The 24968-nt window shown below is 69.4% G+C and carries 28 protein-coding genes and 1 tRNA gene; 11 read left to right on the forward strand and 18 right to left on the reverse strand.

Features of this window, described 5'->3' with window-relative positions; genetic code table 11:
* Positions 1-53: 53 nt before the first annotated feature.
* Together EPY72_RS15890 and EPY72_RS15895 are read left to right on the forward strand one after the other, a co-directional pair.
* Entirely contained in the window at positions 54-980 is a 927-nt protein-coding gene (locus tag EPY72_RS15890) for an ABC transporter ATP-binding protein (protein ID WP_134669743.1), read from the forward strand.
* Positions 977-1840, forward strand: a complete 864-nt coding sequence (locus tag EPY72_RS15895; protein WP_210423554.1) for an ABC transporter permease subunit — start codon at positions 977-979, stop codon at positions 1838-1840. The genes EPY72_RS15890 and EPY72_RS15895 overlap by 4 nt, the downstream gene beginning before the upstream one ends.
* Here EPY72_RS15895 and moaC read toward each other — a convergent pair.
* Positions 1835-2317 (reverse strand): cyclic pyranopterin monophosphate synthase MoaC, encoded by a 483-nt coding sequence (moaC, locus tag EPY72_RS15900; protein WP_210423555.1) that lies wholly within the window; start codon positions 2315-2317, stop codon positions 1835-1837. The two genes, EPY72_RS15895 and moaC, sit on opposite strands and share 6 nt — an antisense overlap.
* On the reverse strand, positions 2310-3806 hold the full coding sequence (locus EPY72_RS15905; RefSeq protein ID WP_135807055.1) for an NAD(P)H-hydrate epimerase: 1497 nt from the start codon (positions 3804-3806) through the stop codon (positions 2310-2312). Before EPY72_RS15905 ends, moaC begins: the two co-directional genes overlap by 8 nt.
* 93 nt (positions 3807-3899) lie before the next feature.
* On the opposite strand from EPY72_RS15905, the gene EPY72_RS15910 reads away from it, so the two are divergent.
* Positions 3900-4802, forward strand: a complete 903-nt coding sequence (locus EPY72_RS15910) for an NAD(P)-dependent oxidoreductase (RefSeq protein ID WP_134669748.1) — start codon at positions 3900-3902, stop codon at positions 4800-4802.
* A 44-nt stretch (positions 4803-4846) separates the two neighbouring features.
* Here EPY72_RS15910 and EPY72_RS15915 read toward each other — a convergent pair whose 3' ends face one another.
* Positions 4847-5128 carry an acylphosphatase gene (locus EPY72_RS15915; RefSeq protein WP_134669750.1) on the reverse strand — a complete coding sequence of 94 codons (282 nt, stop codon included), beginning with the start codon at positions 5126-5128 and terminating at the stop codon, positions 4847-4849.
* 82 nt (positions 5129-5210) lie between these two features.
* On the opposite strand from EPY72_RS15915, the gene gpmI reads away from it, so the two are divergent.
* Positions 5211-6728: a 2,3-bisphosphoglycerate-independent phosphoglycerate mutase gene (gene gpmI, locus EPY72_RS15920; protein ID WP_135807056.1), complete on the forward strand. Its 1518-nt coding sequence runs from the start codon at positions 5211-5213 to the stop codon at positions 6726-6728.
* Between the two features lie 63 nt (positions 6729-6791).
* Positions 6792-6950, forward strand: a complete 159-nt coding sequence (locus EPY72_RS19540) for a hypothetical protein (RefSeq protein WP_167599410.1) — start codon at positions 6792-6794, stop codon at positions 6948-6950.
* Positions 6951-7017: 67 nt separating this feature from the next.
* Here the strand turns inward: EPY72_RS19540 and nadC are convergent, their stop codons facing one another.
* The 7 genes from nadC to EPY72_RS15955 all read right to left on the reverse strand — a co-directional run bounded on the left by nadC (position 7018) and on the right by EPY72_RS15955 (position 13766).
* On the reverse strand, positions 7018-7830 hold the full coding sequence (gene nadC / locus EPY72_RS15925) for a carboxylating nicotinate-nucleotide diphosphorylase (protein ID WP_134669754.1): 813 nt from the start codon (positions 7828-7830) through the stop codon (positions 7018-7020).
* Positions 7817-9379 (reverse strand): L-aspartate oxidase, encoded by a 1563-nt coding sequence (locus tag EPY72_RS15930; protein WP_135807057.1) that lies wholly within the window; start codon positions 9377-9379, stop codon positions 7817-7819. Before EPY72_RS15930 ends, nadC begins: the two co-directional genes overlap by 14 nt.
* 2 nt (positions 9380-9381) lie before the next feature.
* Positions 9382-10515, reverse strand: a complete 1134-nt coding sequence (gene nadA / locus EPY72_RS15935) for a quinolinate synthase NadA (RefSeq protein WP_135807058.1) — start codon at positions 10513-10515, stop codon at positions 9382-9384.
* 274 nt (positions 10516-10789) lie between these two features.
* Positions 10790-12322 (reverse strand): amidohydrolase, encoded by a 1533-nt coding sequence (locus EPY72_RS15940; protein ID WP_135807059.1) that lies wholly within the window; start codon positions 12320-12322, stop codon positions 10790-10792.
* Positions 12323-12396: 74 nt separating this feature from the next.
* Entirely contained in the window at positions 12397-12690 is a 294-nt protein-coding gene (locus EPY72_RS15945; protein WP_134669761.1) for a DdfA family disk-determining factor, read from the reverse strand.
* Between the two features lie 99 nt (positions 12691-12789).
* On the reverse strand, positions 12790-13437 hold the full coding sequence (locus EPY72_RS15950) for a helix-turn-helix domain-containing protein (protein ID WP_135807060.1): 648 nt from the start codon (positions 13435-13437) through the stop codon (positions 12790-12792).
* A gap of 98 nt (positions 13438-13535) precedes the next feature.
* Positions 13536-13766 (reverse strand): Lrp/AsnC ligand binding domain-containing protein, encoded by a 231-nt coding sequence (locus EPY72_RS15955; protein ID WP_134669765.1) that lies wholly within the window; start codon positions 13764-13766, stop codon positions 13536-13538.
* Positions 13767-13849: 83 nt separating this feature from the next.
* On the opposite strand from EPY72_RS15955, the gene EPY72_RS15960 reads away from it, so the two are divergent.
* Together EPY72_RS15960 and EPY72_RS15965 are read left to right on the forward strand one after the other, a co-directional pair.
* A complete protein-coding gene (locus EPY72_RS15960) occupies positions 13850-14554 on the forward strand; it encodes a potassium channel family protein (protein ID WP_135807061.1) in 705 nt (234 codons plus the stop codon).
* Between the two features lies 1 nt (position 14555).
* Positions 14556-14786: an Lrp/AsnC family transcriptional regulator gene (locus EPY72_RS15965; protein ID WP_135807062.1), complete on the forward strand. Its 231-nt coding sequence runs from the start codon at positions 14556-14558 to the stop codon at positions 14784-14786.
* Between the two features lie 9 nt (positions 14787-14795).
* Here the strand turns inward: EPY72_RS15965 and EPY72_RS15970 are convergent, their stop codons facing one another.
* Positions 14796-15314, reverse strand: coding sequence for a DUF5813 family protein (locus EPY72_RS15970; protein WP_135807063.1), 519 nt, complete (start codon positions 15312-15314; stop codon positions 14796-14798).
* A 99-nt stretch (positions 15315-15413) separates the two neighbouring features.
* Here EPY72_RS15970 and EPY72_RS15975 point away from each other — a divergent pair, with 99 nt between their 5' ends.
* A complete protein-coding gene (locus EPY72_RS15975; RefSeq protein ID WP_244605607.1) occupies positions 15414-17729 on the forward strand; it encodes a PAS domain S-box protein in 2316 nt (771 codons plus the stop codon).
* A gap of 163 nt (positions 17730-17892) precedes the next feature.
* Here EPY72_RS15975 and EPY72_RS15980 read toward each other — a convergent pair.
* Positions 17893-17977 (reverse strand) — tRNA-Leu (locus EPY72_RS15980).
* A gap of 56 nt (positions 17978-18033) precedes the next feature.
* The gene (locus EPY72_RS15985) at positions 18034-18582 is read right to left on the reverse strand and encodes a peptidylprolyl isomerase (protein ID WP_135807064.1); all 549 of its coding nucleotides are present in this window, start codon (positions 18580-18582) and stop codon (positions 18034-18036) included.
* 79 nt (positions 18583-18661) lie between these two features.
* Between EPY72_RS15985 and EPY72_RS15990 the strand changes: the two genes are divergently transcribed.
* Positions 18662-19624, forward strand: coding sequence for a succinylglutamate desuccinylase/aspartoacylase family protein (locus tag EPY72_RS15990; RefSeq protein WP_135807065.1), 963 nt, complete (start codon positions 18662-18664; stop codon positions 19622-19624).
* Between the two features lie 380 nt (positions 19625-20004).
* On the opposite strand, the gene EPY72_RS15995 is transcribed toward EPY72_RS15990, so the two are convergent.
* From EPY72_RS15995 to EPY72_RS16005, 3 genes are read right to left on the reverse strand one after another with little or no spacing between them, the layout of a single operon-like run.
* Complete coding sequence (locus EPY72_RS15995; protein WP_135807066.1) at positions 20005-21276, reverse strand: amidohydrolase; 1272 nt, start codon at positions 21274-21276, stop codon at positions 20005-20007.
* A 54-nt stretch (positions 21277-21330) separates the two neighbouring features.
* Entirely contained in the window at positions 21331-21591 is a 261-nt protein-coding gene (locus EPY72_RS16000; protein WP_134669778.1) for a DUF8006 family protein, read from the reverse strand.
* A 55-nt stretch (positions 21592-21646) separates the two neighbouring features.
* Positions 21647-21844 (reverse strand): DUF7996 family protein, encoded by a 198-nt coding sequence (locus EPY72_RS16005; protein ID WP_134669780.1) that lies wholly within the window; start codon positions 21842-21844, stop codon positions 21647-21649.
* A gap of 352 nt (positions 21845-22196) precedes the next feature.
* Between EPY72_RS16005 and EPY72_RS16010 the strand changes: the two genes are divergently transcribed.
* Together EPY72_RS16010 and EPY72_RS16015 are read left to right on the forward strand one after the other, a co-directional pair.
* Complete coding sequence (locus EPY72_RS16010) at positions 22197-22547, forward strand: VOC family protein (RefSeq protein ID WP_134669782.1); 351 nt, start codon at positions 22197-22199, stop codon at positions 22545-22547.
* Positions 22548-22613: 66 nt separating this feature from the next.
* On the forward strand, positions 22614-22967 hold the full coding sequence (locus tag EPY72_RS16015; RefSeq protein WP_135807067.1) for a 2Fe-2S iron-sulfur cluster-binding protein: 354 nt from the start codon (positions 22614-22616) through the stop codon (positions 22965-22967).
* On the opposite strand, the gene EPY72_RS16020 is transcribed toward EPY72_RS16015, so the two are convergent.
* Complete coding sequence (locus EPY72_RS16020; protein ID WP_134669786.1) at positions 22964-24028, reverse strand: M20/M25/M40 family metallo-hydrolase; 1065 nt, start codon at positions 24026-24028, stop codon at positions 22964-22966. The two genes, EPY72_RS16015 and EPY72_RS16020, sit on opposite strands and share 4 nt — an antisense overlap.
* A 59-nt stretch (positions 24029-24087) precedes the next feature.
* On the reverse strand, positions 24088-24723 hold the full coding sequence (locus EPY72_RS16025; RefSeq protein WP_135807068.1) for an IS6 family transposase: 636 nt from the start codon (positions 24721-24723) through the stop codon (positions 24088-24090).
* Positions 24724-24968: the final 245 nt, after the last annotated feature.

Genomic DNA, 24968 nt, shown 5'->3' on the forward strand with positions numbered 1-24968 from the left:
CGACCCCATAACTGACAAACACCTATAATTAGCGGTTCGGTGTACCCCGGGCCATGGCGGCTATCGAAACGACGGGGTTGACCAAGCGGTTCGGCGACGTACGGGCGGTCGAGGAGCTCGATCTGACCGTCGAGTCCGGGGAGGTGTTTGGCTTTCTCGGCCCGAACGGCGCGGGCAAGTCGACGACGATCGACATACTGCTCGATTTCGTCCGGCCGACGGCGGGCACCGCGGAGGTGCTCGGCTACGACGCCCAGCGGTCGCCGACCGAGATCCACCAGCGCGTCGGGATCCTGCCGGAGGGCTACGGGCTCTACGACCGGCTCTCGGGCCGGAAGCACGTCGAGTTCATGATCGAGTCGAAGGAGGTCGACGACGATCCCGGCCGGCTCCTCGATCTGGTCGGGCTCGACGCCGAGGACGCCGAGCGAGCCGTCGGCGGTTACTCGAAGGGGATGGCCCAGCGGCTCGTGCTCGGGATGGCGCTTGTCGGCGACCCCGACCTGCTGATCCTCGACGAGCCCTCGACCGGTCTCGACCCCAACGGCGCCCGGGAGGTCCGCCGGATCGTCCGGGACCTCGCCGACGGCGGGACGACGGTGTTTTTCTCGAGTCACGTCCTCGGGCAGGTCGAGGCGGTGTGTGACCGCGTCGGCATCATGCGCGAGGGGCGGCTTGTCGCGGTCGACACCATCGACGGGCTCAGAGACTCCATCGGGAGCGGCGCGACAATCGAACTGGAAGTCGATCGAGTTCCCGACGGCGTCGAGTCGCTGTCGATCGACGGCGTCAGCGACCTGACCGCGGCGGACGGGACGATCCGGGCGACCTGCCTCGACCCGAGCGCGAAGCTGGCCGTGATCGATCGGGTCCGCGAGGAGGGCGCCGCGATCCGGGACATCACGACCCGCGAGTCGTCGCTCGAAGACCTCTTTACGGCCTACACGGTCGACCGCCAAACGGAGGGGGTTCGGGCGTGAGCTGGCGCGTCGTCGCCCGGAAGGACTTCGCGGACGCGGTCCGGTCGCGGATGCTGTGGGGCATCGTCGGGCTGTTCGCGCTCCTGATGGGGGTCTCGGCGCTCGTCCCGAGCCTCCTCGATATCGGGGGAGCGACCCTCGGTTACAATTTCGCGGCGGACCTCGCCCAGACGCTGGTGCCGGTGACCGCGCTCGTCGCGGCCTACCTCGCTATCGCGGGCGAGCGCGAGTCGGGCAGTATCAAGCTCCTGCTCGGGGCGCCCCACTCGCGGTTGGACGTGACCGTCGGGAAATTCGTCGGGCGCGCGGGCGTCGTTCTGGTCGGCGTGCTCGCCGGGTTCGTCGTCGCGGGGCTGGTCGCGGTGGTCGCTTACGGCGAGCTCGCGATCGGCGAGTTCGTCTCGGTGACGGTGCTGACCGCGGCGCTCGGGGTGACGTTCGTCGGCATCGCGGTCGGCATCTCGGCCGCGACCAGCACCCGCTCGCGGGCGATGGCGCTGGCTATCGGGGTGTTCTTCGTGTTCGCGCTCCTGTGGGATCTGGTCCCGTTCGCGCTCACCTACCTCCGGACCGGCGGGCTGGATCTCGGCGGAACGGTGCCGGCCTGGCAGGTGCTCGTCGAGCAGTCGAACCCCTCGCGGGCGTTCAGCCAGCTCGTGGACGCCGCACTCGGCTCGGGCGCCGAGATGACCGCGGGCGGTGGCGGGGGCGGCGAGGGCGCCGCCAACCCCTTCCAGAGCCGGATAGCCGGAGCAGAGCCGTTCTACCTGAAAGACTGGTTCATGCTCGTCATCCTCGGGGCGTGGACCGTCCTGCCCGTGATCGCGGGCCACCTCCGATTCCGGAGCGCCGACCTATAGCTCGCGTTTCTGCTTGTCGAGGACCCGGACGCGGTCGATCGCGGTGTCGGGGTACTGGCCGTCGGCGTCCTTCTCGGCGGCCTTCACCATGTCCCAGACCACGTTCAGCCCGGTCGTGACCCCTTCTAAGGCCTCCATCTCACAGCCGGTCTTGCCGGTCGTCTCGACCGCGACCTCCAGAGTCACCCGATCGTCGTCGAGTTCGAAGTCGGTCTCGACGTTCGTGATCGGGATCTGGTGGCACATCGGGATCGTCTCCCAAGTGTGTTTGACCGCCTGCACCGCCCCGACCCGGGCGGTCGCGAGCACGTCGCCCTTGCTCACTTCGTCGTCGCGGATGGCCGCGATCGTCTCGGGCCGGAGGGTGAGTTCGCCCGCCGCGACCGCCCGCCGGGCGGTGTCTGGCTTGTCGCCCACGTCGACCATCTGGACGTCGCCGTCGGCGTCGGTGTGGGTCAGGTCGTCGGAGTCACTCATCGCGATCACCCCACACGGCGCGGGGCAGGGCATCCAGCAGGTCCGAGGCGACCAGTCCGCCGCGGCGGTCGTCGAGCAGTTCGGCCGCCCGGCCGTTCGCGTAGGTCCCCATGCAGGCGGCCGCGAACGCGTCGTGGCCGGCGAGCAGGCCGGCGATCGCGCCCGCGAGGGTGTCGCCGGTGCCGCCGACGGTCATGCCGGAGGTGCCGGCTCGCGAGACGCGGGTCCGCTCGCCGTCCTCAGAACTCTGGGAGTTCTGATGGGCTCGGAAATCGTCCGCCGATTTCCGACCGTCGGCCACGACGTCCTCGCGGGCCTTCGCGACCACGACGTGGCCGAGGTCGGCCGCGAAGTCCGCGATCTCGTCGGCGCGCTCGCCCAGTTCGTCGGCGCCCTCGATCTCGGGGCCGCCCATCTCCGCGAGTTCTTTGCGGTTCGGGGTGCAGACCAGCTCGGCGTCGGTCTCGACTGCGGGCACCACCGACACTGCGTCGGCGTCGACGACCGCCCTCCCGGAGAACGATTCGAGGAAGCGCTCGGCGGCCTCGACGGTCTCGTCGGCGGTCCCGAGGCCGGGCCCGAGCACCACGACGTCGTCGTACGCCTCGGCGGTCTCGACGAGGGCGTCGACCTGATCGGGCGCGAGTCGCTCGCCGTCGTACGACTGGACGATGAGGTCCTCGGCGAACCCCTGAATCCCGTCGGCGACCGTCTCGGGCGCGGCGACGAACGAGAGGTCCGCGCCCGCCCGGAGGGCGGCCTGCGCGGCGAGCGCCGGCGCTCCGGTGTAGGGGCCGCCGCCAACGACGAAGACCCGGGCGTCGTCGGCCGGGGGACCGCGACGGACCGGTCGCATGTCGCCGGGCCCGAGGTATCGTTCGGCGGCCGCTGGGATGCCGATGTCCGCGACCGTCACCGCGGCCTCGAGCGCGTCGAGGCCGGGCTTTTGGTCGTGGAAGGTCACGACGCGGTCGGCCGCGACCGCGGCGCCCGGGGCCACACCCGTGTCGGCGTCGACGCCCGACGGGACGTCGACCGCGACGACGGTCGCCTCGGCGTCGTTGATCGCTCGGGCGGCGGTGGCCTCGGGGTCCCGAAGCGCGCCGGTCACCCCGGTCCCGAGCATCGCGTCGACGACCACGTCGGCGTCCGGGAGGTCGACGTCACGGGAATCGCCGACCGCCTCGCGGTCGATCCCCGCCCGCCCGAGCGCGTCCCAGTTCTCGCGGGCGATGTCGGTCGCGATCGTCTCGGCCCTCCCGAGGAGGTGGACCGACACGTCGTACGCCGAGAGAAACCGGGCGGCGACGAAGGCGTCACCGCCGTTGTTACCCCGCCCGGCGACGACCGCGACGCGGGCGCCCGGATCCGCGACCGCTCGGACTTCGCGGGCGACGGCGTTGCCGCTCGACTCCATCAACTGCTTGCGCGGGATTCCGAGTGCGGCCGCGTTCTCGTCGACCTGCGCCATTCGCTCGGCGGAAATCATACCCGGGCGTTGGCCTGCGAGCGCGTTAAATGCTGTCGTCGACGGATCGCCGCGAGGACACGTTTTATCGGGGCGGCCCGCAATTGAGAGAGTATGTCACCCGAGACGGTCGGCTTCGTCGGCCTCGGACTCATGGGCGAACCGATGGCGAAAAACCTCCTCGACGCGGGCTACCTCGTGGTGGGCCACAACCGCTCGCAGGAGCCGGTCGAGGCGATCGTCGAGTACGGCGGGGAAGGCGCCGACACCGCGAGCGAGGCCGCCTCGCGGTCGGACGTGGTGATCACCTGCCTGCCGGACTCGGCGGTCGTCGCCGAGGTGATGCGCGCCGACGACGGTATCATCGCGGGGCTCGACGGCGGCGAGACGGTGATCGACATGTCGACCATCTCGCCGACCGTGACCGAGGAGCTCGCCGAGGAGCTCGCGGCGATCGACGTCGAGATGCTCGACGCGCCGATCAGCGGCGGCGAGGAGGGCGCGATCGACGGGACGCTCTCGATCATGGTCGGCGGCGACGAGGCGGTGGTAGACGACCACCGCGACCTGCTTTCGGCGATGGGCGAGACCATCACCCACTGCGGGCCCGCCGGCTCGGGGCAGGTCACGAAGGCGTGCAACCAGATCGTCGTGGCCAACACGATGGAGGCGATCAGCGAGGCGCTGGTGTTCGCCGAGAAGGCGGGCGCGGACCTGCAGGCGGTAGTCGACGCGATCAGCGGCGGCGCCGCGGGCTGTTGGGCGCTCGACAACCGCGCGCCGTCGATGATCCGGGGCGACTTCGAGCCGGGCTTTTTCGCGAGCTACCAGTACAAGGACCTCCGGATCGCGACCGACGCGGGCGAGGCGTTCGGCGCGCCGATGCCGGCGACCGAGGTCACCCACGAGATGTACAAGTCGATGGAGGAAAACGGGATGGGCCTCGACGACAACTCCGGGGTCATGCAGGTGGTCGAGATGCTCGCGGGAACCGAGGCCCGGGTCGACGAGGAGTGACACCGGCGGCGTCGGGGCGACCGCTCGTCGGCGTCGGGGCGACGCTACCGGCGGATCCGGAACCCGTCCTCGCCCTCGGGGTCGGCGTACTCAACCGCGACGTCCCCGACCTCGGCGGCCGGACTGCCGGTGTGACACCACTCGACCATCGACTCGACGGCCGCCACGGGCCCCTCGAAGACGGCCTCAACCCGACCGTCGGCGAGGTTGCGGACCCAGCCGTCGACGCCCTTCTCGCGGGCCGCGTCCCGGGTGTTCGCCCGGTAGTAGACGCCCTGTACCGTGCCGGAGACGAAGACGTGTGCGCGGGTTCGGTCCTCGGACATAGTCGGTCGGGAGTTCGTCCGGGAGGGGTAAAGTCGGTCGGGGTTCGAAGAGTAGTTAGGCGCCCACGCCGACGTCCCGACCATGAAAGCCGCGCTCATCGTGCTGGACGGGTGGGGGCTCGGACCCGAGGACGGGAGACGGAACGCGGTCGAGGCCGCCGACACGCCGAACTTCGATCGGTTCGTCGCGACCGGCGCCGACGGCACCCTCACCGTGTCCGGACGGCGGGTCGGCCTCCCGGAGGGACAGATGGGCAACAGCGAGGTCGGCCACCTCAACATCGGGGCGGGCCGGGTCGTCAAACAGGAGTACACCCGGATCACCGACGCGATCGAGGCGGGTGAACTGGGCGACAACGACGCGATCGCCCGGGCGTTCGACTACGCGACCGACAACGACGGCCGGGTCCACTTCGTGGGGTTGGTGAGCGACGGCGGGGTCCACTCCGATCAGGACCACCTCCACGCGCTGATCGCGCTCGCGGCCGACCGGGGCGTCGACGCCGTCACCCACGCGTTCACCGACGGTCGGGACACCCCGCCCGAGAGCGGCGCGGGGTTCCTCGGTGACCTCCGAGACGTGATCGACCGCGAGGGGACCGGCGAGGTGGCGACCGTCTCGGGACGCTACTACGCGATGGACCGCGATCAGAACTGGGATCGCACCCGGCGGGCGTACGACGCCATCGTGAACCGGGAGGCCGACCACACCGCCGAGTCGGGGGTCGGCGCCGTCGAGGAGAGCTACGACCGGGGCGAGACCGACGAGTTCGTCGAGCCGACGCTGATCGAGGGCGGCCCCGCCCTCTCGGACGGGGACGCGGCGCTCTTTTTCAACTTCCGGGCCGACCGCGCGCGCCAGCTCACCCGGATGCTCGCGGACATCGAGCCGGCGTGGCCGTTCGAGACCGACCCGCCCGAGATCGAACTGGCGACGATGACCCAGTACGACGCGGCGTTCGACCTGCCGGTCGCGTTCCCGCCCCACCGCCCCGAGGACGTGCTCGGCGAGGTGCTCGCCGAGGCGGGGCTCACCCAGTTGCGGATCGCCGAGTCCGAGAAGTACGCCCACGTCACCTACTTCCTGAACGGCGGCCGAGAAGTCGAGTTCCCGGGCGAGCGCCGCGAGATCGTCCCCTCGCCGGACGTGGCGACCTACGACCGCCGGCCCGAGATGAGCGCGCCCGAGGTCACAGACACCGCGATCGCGTCAATCGAGGAAGACGACCCCGACGTGTTGGTGCTCAACTACGCGAACCCCGACATGGTGGGCCACACCGGCGACTTCGACGCCGCGGTCGCGGCGGTCGCGGCGGTCGACGAACAGCTCGGCCGGCTCGTCGCCGCGGTCGAATCGGCGGGCGGCCACGTCCTGGTGACCGCCGACCACGGCAACGCCGACGACATGGGGACGCCCGAGGACCCCCACACCGCCCACACGCGCAACCCGGTGCCGTTCGTCTACCGGTCGCCGGCCGGCGACGACGCCGGGCGACTCGTCCGGGAGGGCGGGTCGCTCTGTGACGTCGCGCCGACGCTACTCGAACTCGTCGGCGTCGACCGGCCGGCCGCGATGACCGGCCGGTCGCTGTTGGAGTAGCCGTCGTCGACGTCGCCTCCGGAAGTGGAAGCCGTTTAGTGGCCCGGCCGTCTCGACCGTGATATGATCTCACCGTTGCACGTCGGGGTCGAACATCCGAACCTGCTCTGGGTCGGCGCGGCCGGGCTCGTCGCGTTCGTCGCGGGGCTCGCGGTCAACCTCTATCGGTCGACCCGAGACGCCGCCCCGACCGAGTCGCCAGCGCCCGACGACGCGGAGTAGCCGACAGGGCCGACCGCCCCAGCTCTCGGCCGTGTTCGCCGCGGGTCCCAGTCGCCCCGTTCGGTCGCTACTCGCCGGTCCGGAACGACAGGTCCAGCGACGCCGCCGAGTGGGTCAGCGACCCCATCGAGATCACGTCCACGCCGGTGGCCGCGTACTCCCGAACGGCTTCGACGGTGATCCCACCGCTCGCCTCGGCGAGAACGCCGTCCGGGAGCGTCTCGACGCTCTCGCGGACCGTCTCGGGGTCCATGTTGTCTAACAGCACGACGTCCGCCCCGGCCTCGGCGGCCCGGACGGCGTCGTCGGGGGATTCGACCTCGACCTCGATCTTCGTCGCGAACGACTTCTCGGCGCGGAAGTGCGCCACCGCATCCTCCAGCCCCATCTCGGCGACGTGGTTGTCCTTGACCATCACCAGCCCCGACAGCGTGAGTCGGTGGGTGTCTCCGCCCCCGGCCGCGACCGCGCGCTTCTCCACCCCGCGGAGGCCGGGCGTGGTCTTGCGGGTGGCCGCGACGGCGACGTCGTCGTTCACCTCGCGGACCGCTTCGACCGCCCGGCGAGTCTTCGTCGCCACCCCCGAGGCGTGGCCCGCGATGTTGACCGCGACGCGCTCGCCCCGGAGGACCGATTCCGCGGGCCCTTCGACCGCGAGAACCGTCTCTCCCGGTGCGATCCTGTCGCCGGCTTCCGCGGTCGCTTCGCAGTCCGCGTCGAGGTACTCGAAGACGGCCCCGGCGGCGTCGAGTCCCGCCGCGACGCCGCCCTCCTTCGCGACGAGGCGACCTGTGGTCTCGCCGGGAACGTGGTTGGTCACGTCGCGGTGGCCCACGTCCTCTCGGAGCCACTCCTCGACCGTCCGGTCAGTCACTCGCATTCGCGGTCACCTCCTCGGCGTCCGCCAGCGCGTGACAGCCAACTGGCTCGGCCGCCATCGCCTCGCGCGCGACGAGGAGCGCGACGACGCTGGCGTTTCTGAGCTCGTAGAGGCTCCGACTCGTCCGGGTGCGCGTGTAGGCGTCGACCTCACCCTTGAGCCGCCGAAGGACCGCAGTCGCCCGCTCGAGTCCCTCGGGCGTCCGCCGGAGTCCCACCCGGTCGTCCATCACGCGACGCAGGCGGACGAACTTCTCGCGGGCGAACCCCTCGGGGAGGTCGGGGTCGCTATCGCGGCAGTCCGGCGCGTCGACGCGGTCGTGGTCGAGGCCGGTCGCCGACTCGTCGGCCGCCGACTCCCCGGCGCGCAGGCCCCAGACCAGCCCCTCCAGCAGGCTCGTCGAGGCGAGGCGGTTCGCGCCGTGGACGCCGGTCCGGGCACACTCGCCGACCGCGAACAGCCGGTCGAGGTCGGTCCGGCCGCGGTCGTCCACCGCGATCCCGCCACAGAGGAAGTGCTCGCTCGGTTCGACCGGAATCCCCTCGCGCCAGTCGACGCCCCGGGCCTCGCACTTGGCCGCGAGACCGGGGAACTCCCCGGCGAACTCGACGGGCCCCACGTCCAGCGCGACCTCGCCCGTGCGCTCGCGCTCGTCGGCGACGGCGCGGGCGACCACGTCGCGGGGGGCCAGTTCGGCGTCCTCGTGGTAGTCGGGCATGAAGCGCTCGCCGTCCCCGTTCCAGAGGAGCGCGCCCTCGCCCCGGACCGCCTCGCTGACGAGGAAGGGGTCCTCGCCCGCGTACGCAGTGGGGTGAAACTGGACGTAGGCCACGTCTTCGACGTCTGCCCCCGCCAGCGCGGCCATCGCGATGCCGTCGCCCGTCGCGGTCGCCGGGTTGGTCGAGCGCTCGTAGAGCGCGCCGATTCCGCCGGTGGCGAGGACGGTCGCGCCCGCGAAGACCGGGGCCGTCTCGCCGTCGGTCTCCACGACCGCGCCGTGGACCCGGCCCTCGTCGGCGATCAGGTCGAGCGCGGCGGTGTCCTCTCGCAACGTCACGCGTTCGTGGGCGTCGAGATGATTCAGGAACGGTCCGCGGACGTGCTTGCCGGTGCTGGCGTCGACGTGCAGGATGCGCTCCTCGGAGTGGGCGGCCTCGCGGGCGTAGTCGAACCCGGCGGAGTCGGACTCGTCCGCCACGCGGTCGAAGGGCACCTCGAGCGTCTCGACCAGTACGTCCTCGACCGCCTCGCGCGATTCGTCGACCAGCACCGCCACGGCTTCGGGGTCGGCGGTGGCGGCGCTGGCGGCGAGCACGTCCTGCTCGAACGACTCGGGATCGCTCCGGGCGATGGCGACCCCGCCCTGCGCCCAATGGGTGGTGGTCTCCTCGGGCCGAGTCGCCTTCGTGACGAGGAGCACGTCCGCACCCTCGCGTGCGGCCGCGAGCGCGGTTGCACAGCCCGCGATACCGCTTCCGACGACGAGGACGTCGGTCTCTGTCGGAGCGTCGAGTACGTCGGGCTCCGATGGGGTGTGGCGTTCGTGCATCGTCATAGCTCCAGCATGCGCTCCATCGCCGCGTTCGCCAGTTTCGCCTCCCGGGGCGGGACCTCGACGACGTTGCGTTCGCGCCCGGCGACCAGTTCCTCTAGCACCCACGTCAGGTAGTTGGGGTCGATCTGGCGCATCGCGTTGCAGTCCATGCAGGCCTCCCCGCAGAGGGGCACGACGTTCACCTCGGGGTGCCACCGCTGGAGGTGGTTCACGAGGTGGATCTCCGTCCCGACGGCCCACGTCTCGCCGGGGTCGGCCGCCTCGATCGTCCGGGTGATGGTCGACGTCGACCCCGCCACGTCGGCGGCCTCGACGACCTCTCGGCGGCACTCGGGGTGGACGACCACCTCGGCCTCGGGGTGGTCGTCGCGTATCCGCTCGACGTGGTCGGCCCCGAAGCGCTCGTGGACCTGACAGTAGCCGTCCCAGAGGACGATGTCGGCCGCCGCGACCTCCGCGGCCGACTTGCCCGCGGGATCCCACGGGTCCCACTCGGCGATCTCGTCGGCCATGCCGAGCCGGTGGGCGGTGTTCTCGCCGAGGTGCTTGTCGGGCAGGAACAGCACCTTGTCGCCCCTGTCGAGCGCCCACTCGAACACGTCGTGGGCGTTCGAGGAGGTACAGACCGCCCCGCCCTGCTCGGCGCAGAACGCCTTCAGGTCGGCGTAGGAGTTCATGTACGTGACCGGGACGATCTCGGCGTCGGGCGCGGCGTCAGTGATCTCGGCCCACGCCGCGTCCACCTGCAGGGCTTCTGCCATCCCCGCCATCGGACACGACGCCTCCATCGAGGGCAGGAGGACCGTCTGGTCGTCGCCGGTGATGATGTCGGCCGACTCGGCCATGAACGTCACGCCCCCGAAGACGACGTACTCGGCGTCGGCCTCGGCCGCCTCGACGCTCAACTGGTAGGAGTCCCCGACGGAGTCGGCGTGCTCGACGATCTCCCGGCGCTGGTAGTTGTGGCCCAGTATCACGACGTCGTCGCCCAGTTCGGCCTTCGCGGCCGCGATGCGCTCCGTTCGCTCTTCTTCGCTCAACCCCCGATACGTTTCGGGTAACTGCTCGACGTCGTCGTATTTGAAGAGGCTCAGTTCCGTTTCGATGTCTGCCGTTTCCATTTTTGGCACAGTCGTTTGCACCGAGTTCTCTAGGCATCATAGGACTGTATTGAAAATATTTTCTCTTCACAGACGCGGTTCGGAGCTCAAGCAGACTACGAAGAGCGAACAGAGTGAGGAGAGGTCTGTTTAGGTAGTTTCGAATAGGATTCTCCGAGAGAGCCGCGGAGAAAAGCGCGGCGCGCACGCCTCCGACAGTTACGTCGTCGAAGATTCCGGTATCCGACTCGCCGCCGCCGACGATTCCGCCGGTCTACCGCCCCTCGTCGATAGTCTCGCGGGTTTATCGTCCGTCGTAGACGACCTCGCCGTCGACGACGGTCATCGCCACGTCGATGTCCTCGATCGTCTCGGGGTGGTCCCACGGGGAGCGCTCAAGCACCGTGAAGTCGGCCCTTTTGCCCGGTTCGACCGTCCCGAGTCGATCCTCGTCGAAGCCCGCGTACGCCGCCCCGCCGGTGTAGGCCCGGACCGCCTCGGTGACCGAGAGGCGCTGGCAGTCGGCGGGCGCGTTGACGGTCTGGTGGATCCCGAGCAGGGGGTCGAGGGGCATACAGTCGCTCCCGAACGCGAGGTTCACGCCGGCTTCGAGCATGTCGGCGTAGCGGTTCGAGCGCTCGCGGCGCTCGGTGCCGATCCGGTCGTCGTAGAGGCCGCCCTCCCGGGCCCACTTCAGGAAGTTCGGCTGGACCGACGCGACCGCGCCCGAGTCGGCGAACCGATCGAGCGCGTCGTCGTCGGTGAGTTCGGCGTGCTCGACCCGGTGGCGGGCCTCGCCGGGGTCGTCGGTGTCGTCGTACGCGGCCAGCACCTCTCGGACCGCCTCGTCGCCGATGGCGTGGGCGGTCAGCTGATAGCCCGCGTCGGCGGCCTCCTCGACGAACGCCCGGAGCGACTCGGGATCGACCACCCACTGACCGGTCTCGCCGTCGGCGTCGGCGTACGGCTCCGAGAGCTTCGCGGTCCGGCCGCCGAGGCTCCCGTCGGTGAACGTCTTGACGCCCCCGACCGCGACGAACTCCGAGCCGTGGTTCGTCCGGAGCCCCGTCTCGATCAGGGCGTCGAGGTGGTCCGACCAGTAGTTGAGCCGGACCCGGAGCGACAGGTCGTCGTCGAGATCCATCTCGCGGTACACCTCCGGAGCCCGCGAGTTCCGGACCATGTCGTGGACGCCCGTCACGCCCTTGCGGTTGGCCTCCCGCTGGGCCGCCTCGAGGAGTTCGCGCATCTCCGCGGCGTCCGGTTCGATGGCCTCGTAGACGACGTCGACCGCCTCCTCGACGATGACGCCGGTCGGCTCGCCGCCCTCGGCCTTCACGTCGGCGTCGGGCATCTCGTCGCCGTACCGGTCGAGCGCGACGGAGTTGACCGCCGCGATGTGCATGTCCTCGCGGAACGCCGCGACCGGCCGCTCCTCGCTCACTCGATCGAGATCGGCACGGGTGAGGTATCGGGAGTCGTCCCACGTACTCTCGTCGTAGCCGAACCCGAGGACCCACTCGCGGTCGGTGTCGGCGGCGTCGGCGACGCGCTCGACCGCGTCGGCCGGCGAGTCGGCCCCCGAGAGGTCGGCGTAGACCAGCGAGCGACCGAGGTGCTGGAGGTGGGTGTGGGCGTCGATGAACCCCGGGAGCAGGGTCCGCCCGCCGAGATCGACAACCTCCGTCTCGACGCCGTCGAGGAACTCGACCTCGTAAGCCGAGTCGACGCGGGCGACCTCGCCGTCCCGCACCGCGACCGCCTCGGCGGTCCGGTCGGACTCCTCGAGCGTGTGGACGTCGGCGTTCGTGAACAGGATGTCAGCCGGCGCTGTCATACTCAGAGCCTGCGGGCGCGAGGCGATAATCGTTGGGGAACCGGCGGGCCGCTTGCGCGCCGGCCGATCGGCCGTTACCGGCCGCCCCGAACCGTGACCTCGGACGCGTCGGTCACCACGACCTCGTAGTCGAAGAAACCGAACCGCGCGGTCCCGTCCGCGCGCGGCGTTCCGTCGTATCTGTCGGCGAACAGCGCGTCGAGCGCGTCGGGGTCGACCGATTCGGCGAGGGGAGCCATCTCGGCCGGATCGACGTTCGAAGCGGCGGTCACCGCCGCGACCACCGCCTCGCTCACTCGTTCGTCGCCGCCGACTTCGCGCGTCAGTACCGTCTGTGCGTCCTGCTGGTGGGATCTGTGTTCGATCATAGGTACGGTCCGCCAGAGCGCTTCCGGCGCAGTCCTTGCGATGTGTTCGGGACGATCCCCAGTACCTACTGATGGTTCGCTACCGAACGGGTTTATACGTCACCGGTCGCGGTCGGCGAGCGCGGCGTCCACGAGGTTCCGGAGCCCGCGCCGGAGTCGCTTCGACACCGCGCGCGGCGAGATGCCGAACCGCTCGCCGAGCGCCGCCAGCGACGTCCCGCGCGGATCGTCGAAGTAGCCCGCCTCGAAGGCCGCGACCAGCGTCTCGCGCTGGTCGTCGGTCAGCCCGTACTGTTCGCCCGCGTCGAACTCCGAGAGGGTGTGGATCCAGTTGAGCCGGAGGTCGACGCCGTTGTCGGCGCAGTAGCGCTGGAGGCCGGCGATGGCCCCGTGGTCGGGCGACCGAAGCCGGAACACCCACCAGTCCTCGCGACGGACGACCTCCAGTAGCGTCGCCCGCGACTCGATGACGCCCTCGATCAGCCCGGGGTCGTCGCTCCAGACCGCCTCCACGAGCGCGCCGTCGTCGAGGCGGTCGAGGACCGCCACCCGGTCGACGGCGGGGTTGGATTCGAGCGCCGCGACGAACGAGTCGACGTCGTCGCCCCACACCCAGAAGAACGGCATGACGCCCTCGCCGGTCGGGACGACCCGTTCGAGTTCGATCCGCATCTCGGGAGCCGCGGTCAGTGCTCGCCCGAGCGGGAAGTCCGCGACGGGGACCGTCACCTCCGCGATGACGCTCATCGTACGCGGTTCGGGCGCGACGACCAAGTCGGTTGGGGACGTGGGGACACGCAGTGGTCGACCCCACGAGAAGGAGGCGACAGATCGGTTCCGACCGATCAGTCGAGCGCCATGTACGTCTTGGTCTTCGCGACCCCCTCCATCCCCGAGATGTCGGTCGAGGAGGCGTGAAGCACGTCGTACACTTCCTCGGCGTCGGCCTCCGCGATGATATCGAACTCCCCCGCCACGATGTGGGCCTCCGAGACGGCGTCGAGCGCCCGGACCGACTCCACGATGTCTTCAGAGCGCCCTGCGGCGGTTTCTACCATAATAAACGCGTGAACCATCCGTAGTGTGTGGTTCAGTACCACGCGAGAAAAACCTTTGGGGCGTAGTAACATTATTCAGGCCGTCGCGCGTAACGACTATCATGCGATTTGTTATCATCGGTGCGGGACGGGTCGGCCTCCGGACCGCCCGCGTGCTACGCGAGGAGGGCCACGACGTCACCATCGTGGAGCGAGACGCCAACAAGGCCGAGCGCGCCCGCAACGACGAGTTCGAGGTGGTCGAGGGCGACGGCGCCCGCGAGGCGGTCTTAGACAAGGTCGACCTGGAGAGCGCCGACGCGCTCGGGGCGCTGACCGGGGATCTCAACGTCAACTTCGCGGCGTGTATGGTCGCCAAGCACTTTGGCTGTCGGACGGTCCTGCGGATCGACGAGGACTACCGCGAGGACATCTACCGGAAGTTCGCCAGCGACGTCGACGAGGTGGTCTACCCCGAGCGACTCGGCGCGATCGGCGCGAAAAACGCGTTGCTCGGCGGCAACATCCGCGCGATCGCCGACATCGCCCAGAACCTCCAGGTGGTCGAGCTCACGATCACCGACGAGTCGCCCGTGAAAGGCTACTCGATCAGCGAGCTCTCGATCCCGGCCGACGCCCGGATCCTCGCGTTCGGCAAACGCGACGAGTCGATGGACATTCCCCTGCCCGACGACTCGATCGGGGTCGGCGACCGGGTGGCGGTGCTCGCCGACTTCGACGTGTTAGAGGACGTGCGGCGGATCCTGGTCGGCGACGCGAGCCGCGGGGCGGCCGACGAACTGACCGCGAACGCGGGGGGGAACTGAGATGGTCACCGCCTACGTCATGGTCAAGGCCAACACCGGCGAGGCCGACCGGCTGAAATCCCAGATCCTCGACATCGGGGGGGTCGACGACGCGCACATCGTGGCCGGCGACGTCGACATCATCGCCAAGGTCGACGTCGAGTCGCCCGCGGCGGTCAAGGAGATCGCGGCCGACGGGATCCAGCACGTCGCGGGGGTCGAGGACACCCAGACGTACATCGCGATGGACTGACGTAACCGCTCAGAGCGGCGGGGCGCCCGACGGACCGTCGGGCGCGTCGTCGCCGGGCTCGTCGTCGTAGTTTTGAGTCGCCCGGTCGAGCAGGCTCGCGGCCGGCTCTCGGTAGTCGTAGCCGGGGATGATCCCCTGGACCCACGTCCCCTCGACGTAGTCGACGATCGCCTTCGCGTCGTCGGGCGCGCCGGCGGGGTCCTCGCGGGCGAACCCGACGACGACCGAGACCGCCTCGCCCTCGCGGCGTATCTCGGGCGGGTCGGCGTCGTCGGTCTCGGCGACCGCGTGGACGTCGTCGAGTCGGCGTTCGAGCGTCTCGAACCAGCCGTCCGCGACCACGTCGGCGACGGTCTCGCCCGCGACGACGGCGTCGATCTCGGGCGCCCGGACGGTCACGCGGTACGCGCCGTCATCCGCGACGGTGGTGTTCTCGAACGGCGTGGAAGTCACGGCGAACGCGCCGCCGTCGGTCGGCTCGAAGTCGGGATGACGGCGAAAGGCTCGCTCGGCGGAGTCGTCGGTCATTCGGGCGAGAGTAGGGGAGTCGGGGGAATGTGAGTTTCGACTGGGATGCGACCGACGCCCATCAAAATCACTATACCGCTCAGTACACATACAGACGCTATGGATTCCGGGGGCGGGACGATCGCCGAGATGCTGGGAGCGCTCGAAGCGATCGGTTCGGCGGGCGAACCGGTCACCGCGGGCGAGATCGCAGCCGAGTTCGGCGGCGCTCGGGAGGCGGCGGCCGAGCGCCTCGACGAACTCGTCGAGCGCGGCGACGCCGAGACCAAGTCCGTCGGCGGCGAGCGGGTGTGGTGGCGGTCGCCGGACCCCGAGGCGCTCGGAGCGGCTCGATTCCGCTCGCTCGTCGACGCGGTCGAGGAGTACGCCATCTTCATGCTCGACCCCGAAGGGCGGGTCGTGACGTGGAACTCCGGGGCCAGCGCGATCAAGGGGTACGACGAACGCGAGATCATCGGCGAACACTTCTCGACGTTCTACACGGCCGAGGACGTCGAGGCTGGCGTCCCCGAGCGGAACCTCGCGGCCGCGGCCGAGCGGGGCCGCACCGAAGACGAGGGGTGGCGGGTCCGGGCGGACGGCTCGCGGTTCTGGGCAAACATCGTCCTCACCGCCATCCGGGACGACGACGGGACGCTCGAAGGGTTCGCGAAGGTGACCCGCGACATGACCGAGCGCCGCGAGCGCGAACAGCGGTTCCGCCGCGAGCGCGACCAGACCCGACAGTTGCTCAAGACGTCGCCGGTGGCCCTCGCCGTGCGTGACGCCGAGGGCGAGGTGCAGTTGGCGAACGAACGCGCCCGAGAGCTGTTCGGCGAAACCGGGTGGGGCCTCGACGAGAGAGCGGTCCCGGACGCGGGTGGCGGGAGCGAAGCGTTCCCGACGGCACGGGTCCGGGAGACCGGCGAGCCCGTCTCCGACCAACTCGTCCCCATAGAGTCGGCCGACGGCGAGCGCCGGTGGCTCTCGGTGAGCGCCGCGCCGGTGTTCGACGCCGACGGCGGCCTCGAACGGGTGATCGTCGCGGGCGAGGACGTGACCGACCTCAAGCGACGCGAGCGCGAACTCGAAACCGAACTGGCGGAGATTCTCGGACGGGTCTCGGACGCCTTCTACGCGCTCGACGAGGAGTTCCGGTTCACCCACGTCAACGACCGCGCCCAAGAGCTCCTCCAGCGCTCGGAGTCGGAACTGCTCGGCGAGCGCCTCTGGGAGGTATTCCCCGAGGCCGCCGACGACGACGACGTCTGGGGGAGCTTCCACGAGGCGGTCGACACCCAGACCGCCACCAGCTACGAGGTGTACTTCGAGCCCCTCGACCTCTGGGTGGAGGCCAGCGTCTACCCCTCCGAGACCGGCGTGTCGGTGTACTTCCGGGACGTGTCCGAGCGGATCGACCGCGAGCGGGCGCTCGCCGACTCCGAGCGCCGATACCGCACGCTCGCCGAGAACTTCCCGAACGGGATCGTCACGCTGTTCGACGACGACCACCGGTACACGGTCGCGGCCGGCGAAGCGTTCGACTCGCTCGATCTCGCCCCGGCGGACGTCGAGGGTCGAACGCCGACCGACGTGTGGAACGACGAGACGGTCGCCGAGACCATCGAGGAGACGATGGACGCCGCCCTCGACGGCGACGAGGAGTCGATCGAGATCGCGTACGCCGGCCGGGAGTGGGTCGTCTACGCGGTCCCGGTCGACCGCGAGGACGGGACGGTCACCTCCGGGATGACCATGTCGCTTGACATCACCGAGCGCAAGGAGCGCGAGCGCCGACTGGAGCGGTTCGCGAGCGTCATCTCCCACGGGCTCCGGAACCCGCTGGAGATCGCCCAGATCTACCTCGACATGGCCCGGGACGACGGCGACCCCGGGGACTTCGACCAGATCGAGCGCGCGCTCGACCGGATGGAGACCATCATCCGGAACCTGCTCACGACGAGCCGCGGCGGGCAGGGGGTCGCCGCGACCGAGGCGGTCGCGGTCGCCGGCGTCGCCGAGCAGGCATGGCAGACCGTCGAGACGCCCGACGCGACGCTGGTCGTCGGGGACGAGACGGGGAGCGTGGTGGCAGACGCCGACCAGCTCAAGACCGTGCTGGAGAACCTGTTTCGCAACGCGATGGAGTACGGCTCGCCGGCCGACGACGCGGCCGGCGGCACGACCGTCCGCGTCGGACACCACGACGACGGCTTCTACGTCGAAGACGACGGGCCCGGGATCCCGCCCGACAAGCGCGAGGAGGTGTTCGAGTACGGCTACACATCGGGGAGCGGGACCGGTATCGGGCTCGCGGTCGTCCGCGACATCGCGGAGGTCCACGGCTGGGATGTCGCCGCGACCGAGGGAACTGACGGCGGCGCGCGCTTCGAGATCCGCGGCGTGACGCGACCGGCCCCAGACGGCGGAGAGTAGCGGAGCGGTCGCCGTGCCGTAGCGCGCAAGCAGTCGTGGCGCGAGCGACCGACGGGAGCGAGCGGGCCGAGCGAGGGCCGGAGGGACGAGCCCAGGTTTTTCGATCGAGCTTTGTATCGAGCGAGCGTCGCCGTCGGCCACGCTCGCGATAAGACGGTCGGTATGCGAGGGATGGGATTCGAACCCATGGACCTCTACAGGAGCGGGTCTTAAGCCCGCCGCCGTTGGCCAGGCTGGGCAACCCTCGCGCGGTTCGGGGTTGTCTGTCGGTCAAGAAGTGGGTTTCGGTCCGAAAGCCGGGCGACTACTCGTGGATCTCGACCGATTCGAGCACCACGTCCTCGCGAGGCTGGTCGTTGCGGTCGGTCTCGACCGACCCGATCTCCTCGACGACGTCCATCCCGTCGACGACCTCGCCGAAGACGGCGTGCTTGTCGTCGAGGTGGGGCTGGGCGTCCAGCGTGATGAAGAACTGCGAGCCGTTGGTGTCCGGGCCGCTGTTGGCCATCGAGAGGACGCCGGCGTCGTCGTGGCGGAGTTCGTCGTGGAACTCGTCTTCGAACTCGTAGCCGGGGCCGCCGCGGCCGGTCTCGGTCGGGTCGCCGCCCTGAATCATGAAGTCCTCGATGATCCGGTGGAACACCACGTCGTCGTACAGCGCGTCGCCCCGCACCTCGCCGGTCTCGGGGTCGGCCCACGTCTTCGTCTCCGGAGCGGGCTCGGCGTCGGCCGCGGGGTCGTGTTTCGCGAGATTGACGAAGTTCTCGACCGTCGTCGGCGCGCGCTCGTCGAACAGTCGGACCTCGATGTCGCCGCGATTCGTGTGAAGCGTCGCCGTTAGCTCGTCTGCCATGGCTCATCGGAGGGCGGCCGGAGGGAAAACCCTGCCGGAGACCGGACATTCAACTACCGCGGCGGCGAGGCGTGAGACGATGGACCACACCGCAGACCGACTGACGCTCGCGCGACTCCCGTCGGGCGTCGAGATCGCCACAACCATCCACACATACGAGGGCGCGGCCGACGGGCCGACCGTCTACGTGCAGGCGGCCCAGCACGGTCAGGAAATCAACGGCACCGAAACCCTCCGGCGGGTCCACGACCGCCTGCTCGACGCCGAGGGGGCCGGCCGGATCGTCGCGGTGCCGGTCGCCGACCCGCTGACCTTCGATCACGTCTCGTACACGACTCCCGAGCAGTTCGACAGCGTCAACCCGAACATGAACCGCGTCTGGCCGGGCGACCCCGACGGGACGCTCCACCAGCGGATGGCCGCCGCGCTCTGGGAGTACGCCGGCGACGCCGACGCCATCGTCGACCTCCACACCGGCGGCCCGAACTACCTGACCCACGTCGTGTTCATGGAGGGCGACGAGGAGTCGCGGGCGCTCGCCGAGGCGTTTGGCACCGACCTCCTGCTCTCTGAGGAGGCGGGCGAGGACGCCGACGCCGAGTGGGCGGCCCGGGATTTCGGCGGCAAGCTCCGGGTCGCGGCCACCGACGAGGGCATCCCCTCGATCACGCCCGAACTCGCGCACAACAAGCAGATCGTCGAGGACGCCGTCGAGCGCGGGGTTGTCGGCACGCTGAACGCGTTCCGGCACCTCGGCGTGCTCGACGGCGCGATCGAGGAGAACGGCGATCCGACGCTGGCGCGCAACCACCTCGGGCGGGTCACCGCCGACGACTCGGGGCTGTTTCGGGCGAGCCCCGACCACGCGGTCGGCGACGAGGTCGAGGAGGGCGAACACCTCGGGACGCTGTACGATCCCGCCTCCTACGAGGTGCTCCAAGAAGCGCGGGCAGATCGGGACGGTATCCTCTACTCGCTGGCCCAAGAGGCGACGGTCGCCGGAGGCGACACGCTCCTGAACGTGGCGTGGCGCCGCGAGTAGCCGGATAGCGCCCGACAGTCCCATCAGAGGACTCGACGACGGGTCGGGTCGGGCGTCCTCGCGGCAGAGGGCTGGCGTCGTCGCGTCGCAACTGAGCGTCGTCTGGATTCGCGAATCGGTCGAGGGCGGCGACTGCAATCTATCGCGTCAGCGGGGGTGACCTGCGCGCCGTCGCGATCGGCGAGATCGGAGCGCGCTGGGCGGTCGAGTGGACGGCGGTCGACGCCGCCGCCCTGAAGAGACCCAACTGCCGTCGTCGAAGGCGCGAGCGCCACGCGTCGCTTCGAGCGGGAGCCACTAATATGCTCGCTGAACGCAGATTAAGTTAGATAAAAGACACGTCTGACGCGCCGCGAGCGCCGTCGCGGGCCCGAGCCGGCTTAGTCGAGGCTTCGGATCGTCTCGGCGACCACGCCGACGCCGATGTCGAGCGACTCCTCCTCGATGTCGAAGTAGGCGGTGTGGTGGCCCGCGGGGTTGCTCGCGCCGATCCCGAGGTAGGTCGCCCGTCCGCCTTCCTCCTGAACCCGCCGGATGAGATACGAGGCGTCTTCGCTCCCGCCGAACTCCTTGCGCTCGCGGACCTCCTCGACGCCCGCGGCCTCGGGCGCCGCGTCCAGCACCGCCTCGACCACCGCATCGTCGGCGCCGAAGGTCGTTGTCTTCCCGTACAGGCTGGTCGAGAGGTCGACGTCGTGCATCTCCGCGGCGGCATCGAGAACGCGCTCGGCCTTCCCGAGCATGTACTCGTTGAGGTCGGCGGTCCGGCCCCGGACCTCGACACGCATCTCGGCGCGCTCGGCGATGACGTTCTGAGCGTTCGGCGAGTGGACCTTCCCGACGTTGATCCGGGTCGCGCCGTCCTCGTGGCGCGGGATCGCATAGAGGTTCTGGACGGCGGTCGCGGCCGCCTGCAGGGCGTTGCGGCCCTCGTTTGGCCGCCCGCCCGCGTGAGCCGGCTCGCCCTCGAAGACCACGTCGAGCTTCGCGTTGGCCAGCGGGCGCTCGTAGCTCGCCACGACGGTGCCGGTCTCCAGTCCGAGCCCGAGGTGGAGCGCCAGCAGGTAGTCGAGGTCCGCGAGGTGGTCGGTCTCGCTCATCGGTTTCCCGCCGCGACCGCCCTCCTCGGCGGGCTGGAAGAAGAGTTTGAGGGTGCCGTCGAAGCCGTCGTTCTCGGCGAACTCCCGAGCGATGCCCACGCCGATGGCGGTGTGGCCGTCGTGGCCGCAGGCGTGCATCTCCTCGGGGTGGGTGCTCGCGAACCCCTCGCGGGCCGGCCGGTGGTCGTCGTCGGTCGCCTCGGCGCGTTCGAGCGCGTCGATGTCGACCCGGACGCCGACCGCGGGCCCGGTGGCGTCGCCGAAGGCGCGCTCGGCGACCAGCCCGGTGATGCCGCCGGTCCGGTCGAGGTACGCCTCGGGAGCGCCCTCCTCGCGGGCGCGTTCGATCGCGGCGTCGATCTCGTCGTCGCCCGGCACCCCGAGTCGGGCGTCGGCCGCGACCGCCGCCTCGCCGAGGTGGACCTCGTAGCCGAGTTCGTCGAGTTCCTCGGCGACCAGCGCGGTCGTCCGGAACTCCTTCCAGCCGGCCTCCGGTCGCTCGTGGAGGTCTCTGCGCAGTTCTGTCAGCGTCTGCTCGCTCGTCTGGGCCATGATACTGAGAGACGATCGCAAACGGACAAAGGAGTGACGGTGTCGGCAATCGGACTATCGCTTCGCGGTGACGTACAGCACCGGCGCGACCACGAGGAGCGCGATACCGAGGAACTTGAACTGGAGGGGCGCGAGGTCGGCGGGCGTGATGAGGAAGATCAGCCCGAACGCGGTGGCGTTAAGCGACAGGACCTTCCGGGAGCCCAGCGGGATGGCCGCCAGCAGCGAGAGCACGAACAACAGCAACAACGCCTGGCCGGCGTTGTACTGGTTCACGAAGTCGTCGACCAGGGGCAGTGGTACGAACTCGAACATCCTTGGCTGAGAATCGAGCCGAAATACCCTTTAAAGTTCCGCTATACCCCCGTGATCACGTCGTACCACGCAAGTCGAGGGGCCGAATCCAGACGAACCAGATCGCGATCATCGCGGTGAGATAGCCGCTCGCCCACACGAGCGACCCGAGCGTCCCGTGCCCCGCGGCGCTCAGCGCGTAGTGGGCGAGGCCGGGTGCGACGACGCCGATCGCGAGCGCGGCGCCGAACCGGAGTTTCTCGTCCGAGCCCATCACCGACCACCCTCGAATCGTTCGCGCATATCGCCACGTTCGGACTCTGGCACAGTTAACGGCTCGGTTCGGGGCGCGGACCGGCGCCCCGAACAGGAGAGAAACGGCGCGGCGGCGGTGGCTGTAGTGACTGGCGTGTGGCGTGCGAGCACAGCGGGCCGGATGACAGGCGGTTCCAGGCGACGGCGAATCGGGGGCGACGCACGCCACGCTTTCTCCGAGCCATCGGATAGTAAAAAGGCTCGCTAATTGTTCAATATAGGTCTCTATATCGGGCGATCGACCGATGGGCGGGGTAAACGGCCGGCTCACCGGGGGTGGCTTTTTGTCGGCGGCGTCCGACCGTCGAGATGTGAGCGCGATTACCTTCTTCGGGACGACCGACCTGGAACGTATCGTCGACTTCTACGTCGAAGAGATCGGCGCAGAGGTGTGGCTCGAACAGACCGACTGCACGATCCTGAAGTACGACAACCAACTGCTCGGGTTCTGCGACCGCGACGATCCGGACACCGAGGGCATCCTCACGTTCGTCTACCCCGACCGGGCGGGCGTCGACGAGATGCACCGGACGCTCGCCGACCGCGCCCGCGAGGAGCCCCGCGAGAACGACGAGTACGAGGTCTACCAGTTCTTCGCGGAGGACCCCGACGGACGGACCGTCGAGTGCCAGACGTTCCTCCATCCGACCGATCCGGTGTGACCCGCGGCGCCGAACCCTCAACGAACCACGATAACGTATAACACATCCCGGCCCGTACTTCCGACCATGCCGACCGTCGAATTCCGGGGGGAGAGAATCGACTGCGAGGCGGGAGCGGCGTTGCGCGACGTGCTGTTGGACGCCGGGCTGTCGCCGCACAACCGCACGTCGGAGTGGGTCAACTGCCGAGGTAACGCCACCTGTGGCACCTGCGCGGTCGAGGTCCGGGGCGAAGTGAGCGAGATGAACGCCGACGAGCGTCGCCGGCTGTCGCTACCGCCCCACAGCCTCGACTCGGGGCTCAGGCTGTCGTGTCAGGCCGAAGTCCGCGGCGACGTGCGCGTCGTGAAACACCGCGGGTTCTGGGGCCAGACCGTCGAGCGCGACGAGCGCCGCGAGCCGACCGCCGCCGAGCGCTAAACGTCGACGCCGAAGCCGTCCCGGCCGGTCGACCGCTCGGCGAACGCCGCGAGCAGGTCCGCGGCGGCGTCCAGATCCTCGGTGTCGATCACCTCGACCGGCGTGTGCATGTAGCGGTTCGGGAGCCCGAGGTTGAGCGACGGGATGCCGCCCTGCGAGGTGTAGAAGGCGTCCGCGTCGGTCCCGGTCGACCGCCCCGACGCCTGCAGTTGGACCGGCAGGTCGGCGTCGGCGGCCGCCTCGCGGGCGAGGGCGACGACCTCGGGGTGGTTCGACGAGCCGCGGGCGACGACCGGCCCGGCACCGAGTTCCACTTCGCCGTGCTGGTGGCGCTCGTCGCCGACGTCGGGCGAGTCGACCGCGTGGGTCACGTCGATCGCGATCGCGGCGTCGGCGTCGAGATCGAAGCCCACCATCTTTGCGCCCTGCTTGCCCAGCTCCTCCTGAACGGTGCTGACCGCGTACACCGTCGGCGCGACGTCGGCCGCGGCCGCGCGCCGGGCCGCCTCCGCGGCGACCCAGATGCCGACGCGGTTGTCCATCCCCCGGGCCGCCATCCGGGTGCCCTGAAGCTCGCGGACCGGCGTGTCGAAGGTGATGGGATCGCCAACGTCGACGAGTTCGCGGGCCTCGGCCTCGGTCTCGACGCCGATGTCGACGTGCTGTTCGGCGACGTCCTCGATCTCGTCGTCGTCGGTGTCCCGGAGGTGGATGGCGGTCTGGCCGACGACCCCACGGACGACGCCGTCGTCGGTGTGGATCTCGACGTGCTGGCCCTTCGTGACCGTCGGGTCGGAGCCCCCGACCCGCGAGGGGCGGACGTAGCCGTCCTCGTCGACGCTCGAGACCATCAGCCCGATCTCGTCGGCGTGGCCGGCGAACGCGACGGCGGGCTCGTCGCCCTCGACGACGGCGACGGCGTTGCCGTACTCGTCGGTGCGGACCTCGTCGGCGAACTCCGAGACGTACGCGACCCACTCGCGCTGGACGTCGGCCTCGAAGCCCGAGGGACTGGGTGTCGTGAGAAGTCGATCGAGAAACGCTCGCTGTGAGTCGTCCATGTCTCGACGAACCCGTCGCGTGGTAAAGAACGTCACGACTCGCTCCGCCGAGGCATTGTTCAGATTAGCTGATTCCATGCGAAGGCGAAGGTCTGCAACCAATTTTCGGCAGAGCGGTGAGTCGCGTGGCGAAAATGATTGGCGAACTGTTTCGTTCGGCGTTTTAGCTCTTTGAAGACACGTTCGACGCTATTCCGATTTCCATGTGTGACATGCTGAAATCGGAGGTTTTGCTCGAAGAGTGCGGCCTGTAACCACGGCGCGCCATCGACGAGAAACACCGCGTCGGCGACGCGGTGTTTCTCTTGTAATTCGGTGAGAAACTGCTTCGTCACAACGATAGTTCGTGTCGGATAGAGCTTGGCGTGGAGAAATTTGTTGGTTTGAGGATCGACGGCGGCGTACAGCCAGTAGCGTTGATCGTTGAGTTGAATCACGGTTTCATCGACGGCAACGTGATTCGGGTTTTTGCCGTCAGTCGGCTGTAGATCGGCTTTCTGCACCCAATTGTGGATAGTGGAGCGACATCGTTTGACACCGAATTGTTCTAAGACCGAAACAGTATCCGAGAGTGATAGTCTGGCCGCATGCAGGTGGATACTGAGCTTCATCAACGGCTCCGGTGTCGCTTCTCGCTCCATAAACTCTAACTCGATCGAGTCGCTAGCTCCGTTGAGGCGGTCGATTTCTGGCATGGATCACTAGCAAATCGAACCGCCTCATCCTTCATCCTTATCTGAACAGTGCCCCGCCGACCTGCCCCAACCGCTAAGTCCGCGCTCGGCGAACCGACCGTATGGGAATCCTCGAACTACACTTCCACGACGCGGAGTTCAACTGGACGTTCGACGCCGGCGAATCGGAGGGACGGTTGCTCTCGGTGGGTCGCCGAGACCCCGAGACCGTCTCGGACGGCGGCACGGCCCGACCGCCGTCGATG

The organism is Halorussus marinus, from assembly GCF_004765795.1.
Lineage (GTDB): Archaea > Halobacteriota > Halobacteria > Halobacteriales > Haladaptataceae > Halorussus > Halorussus marinus.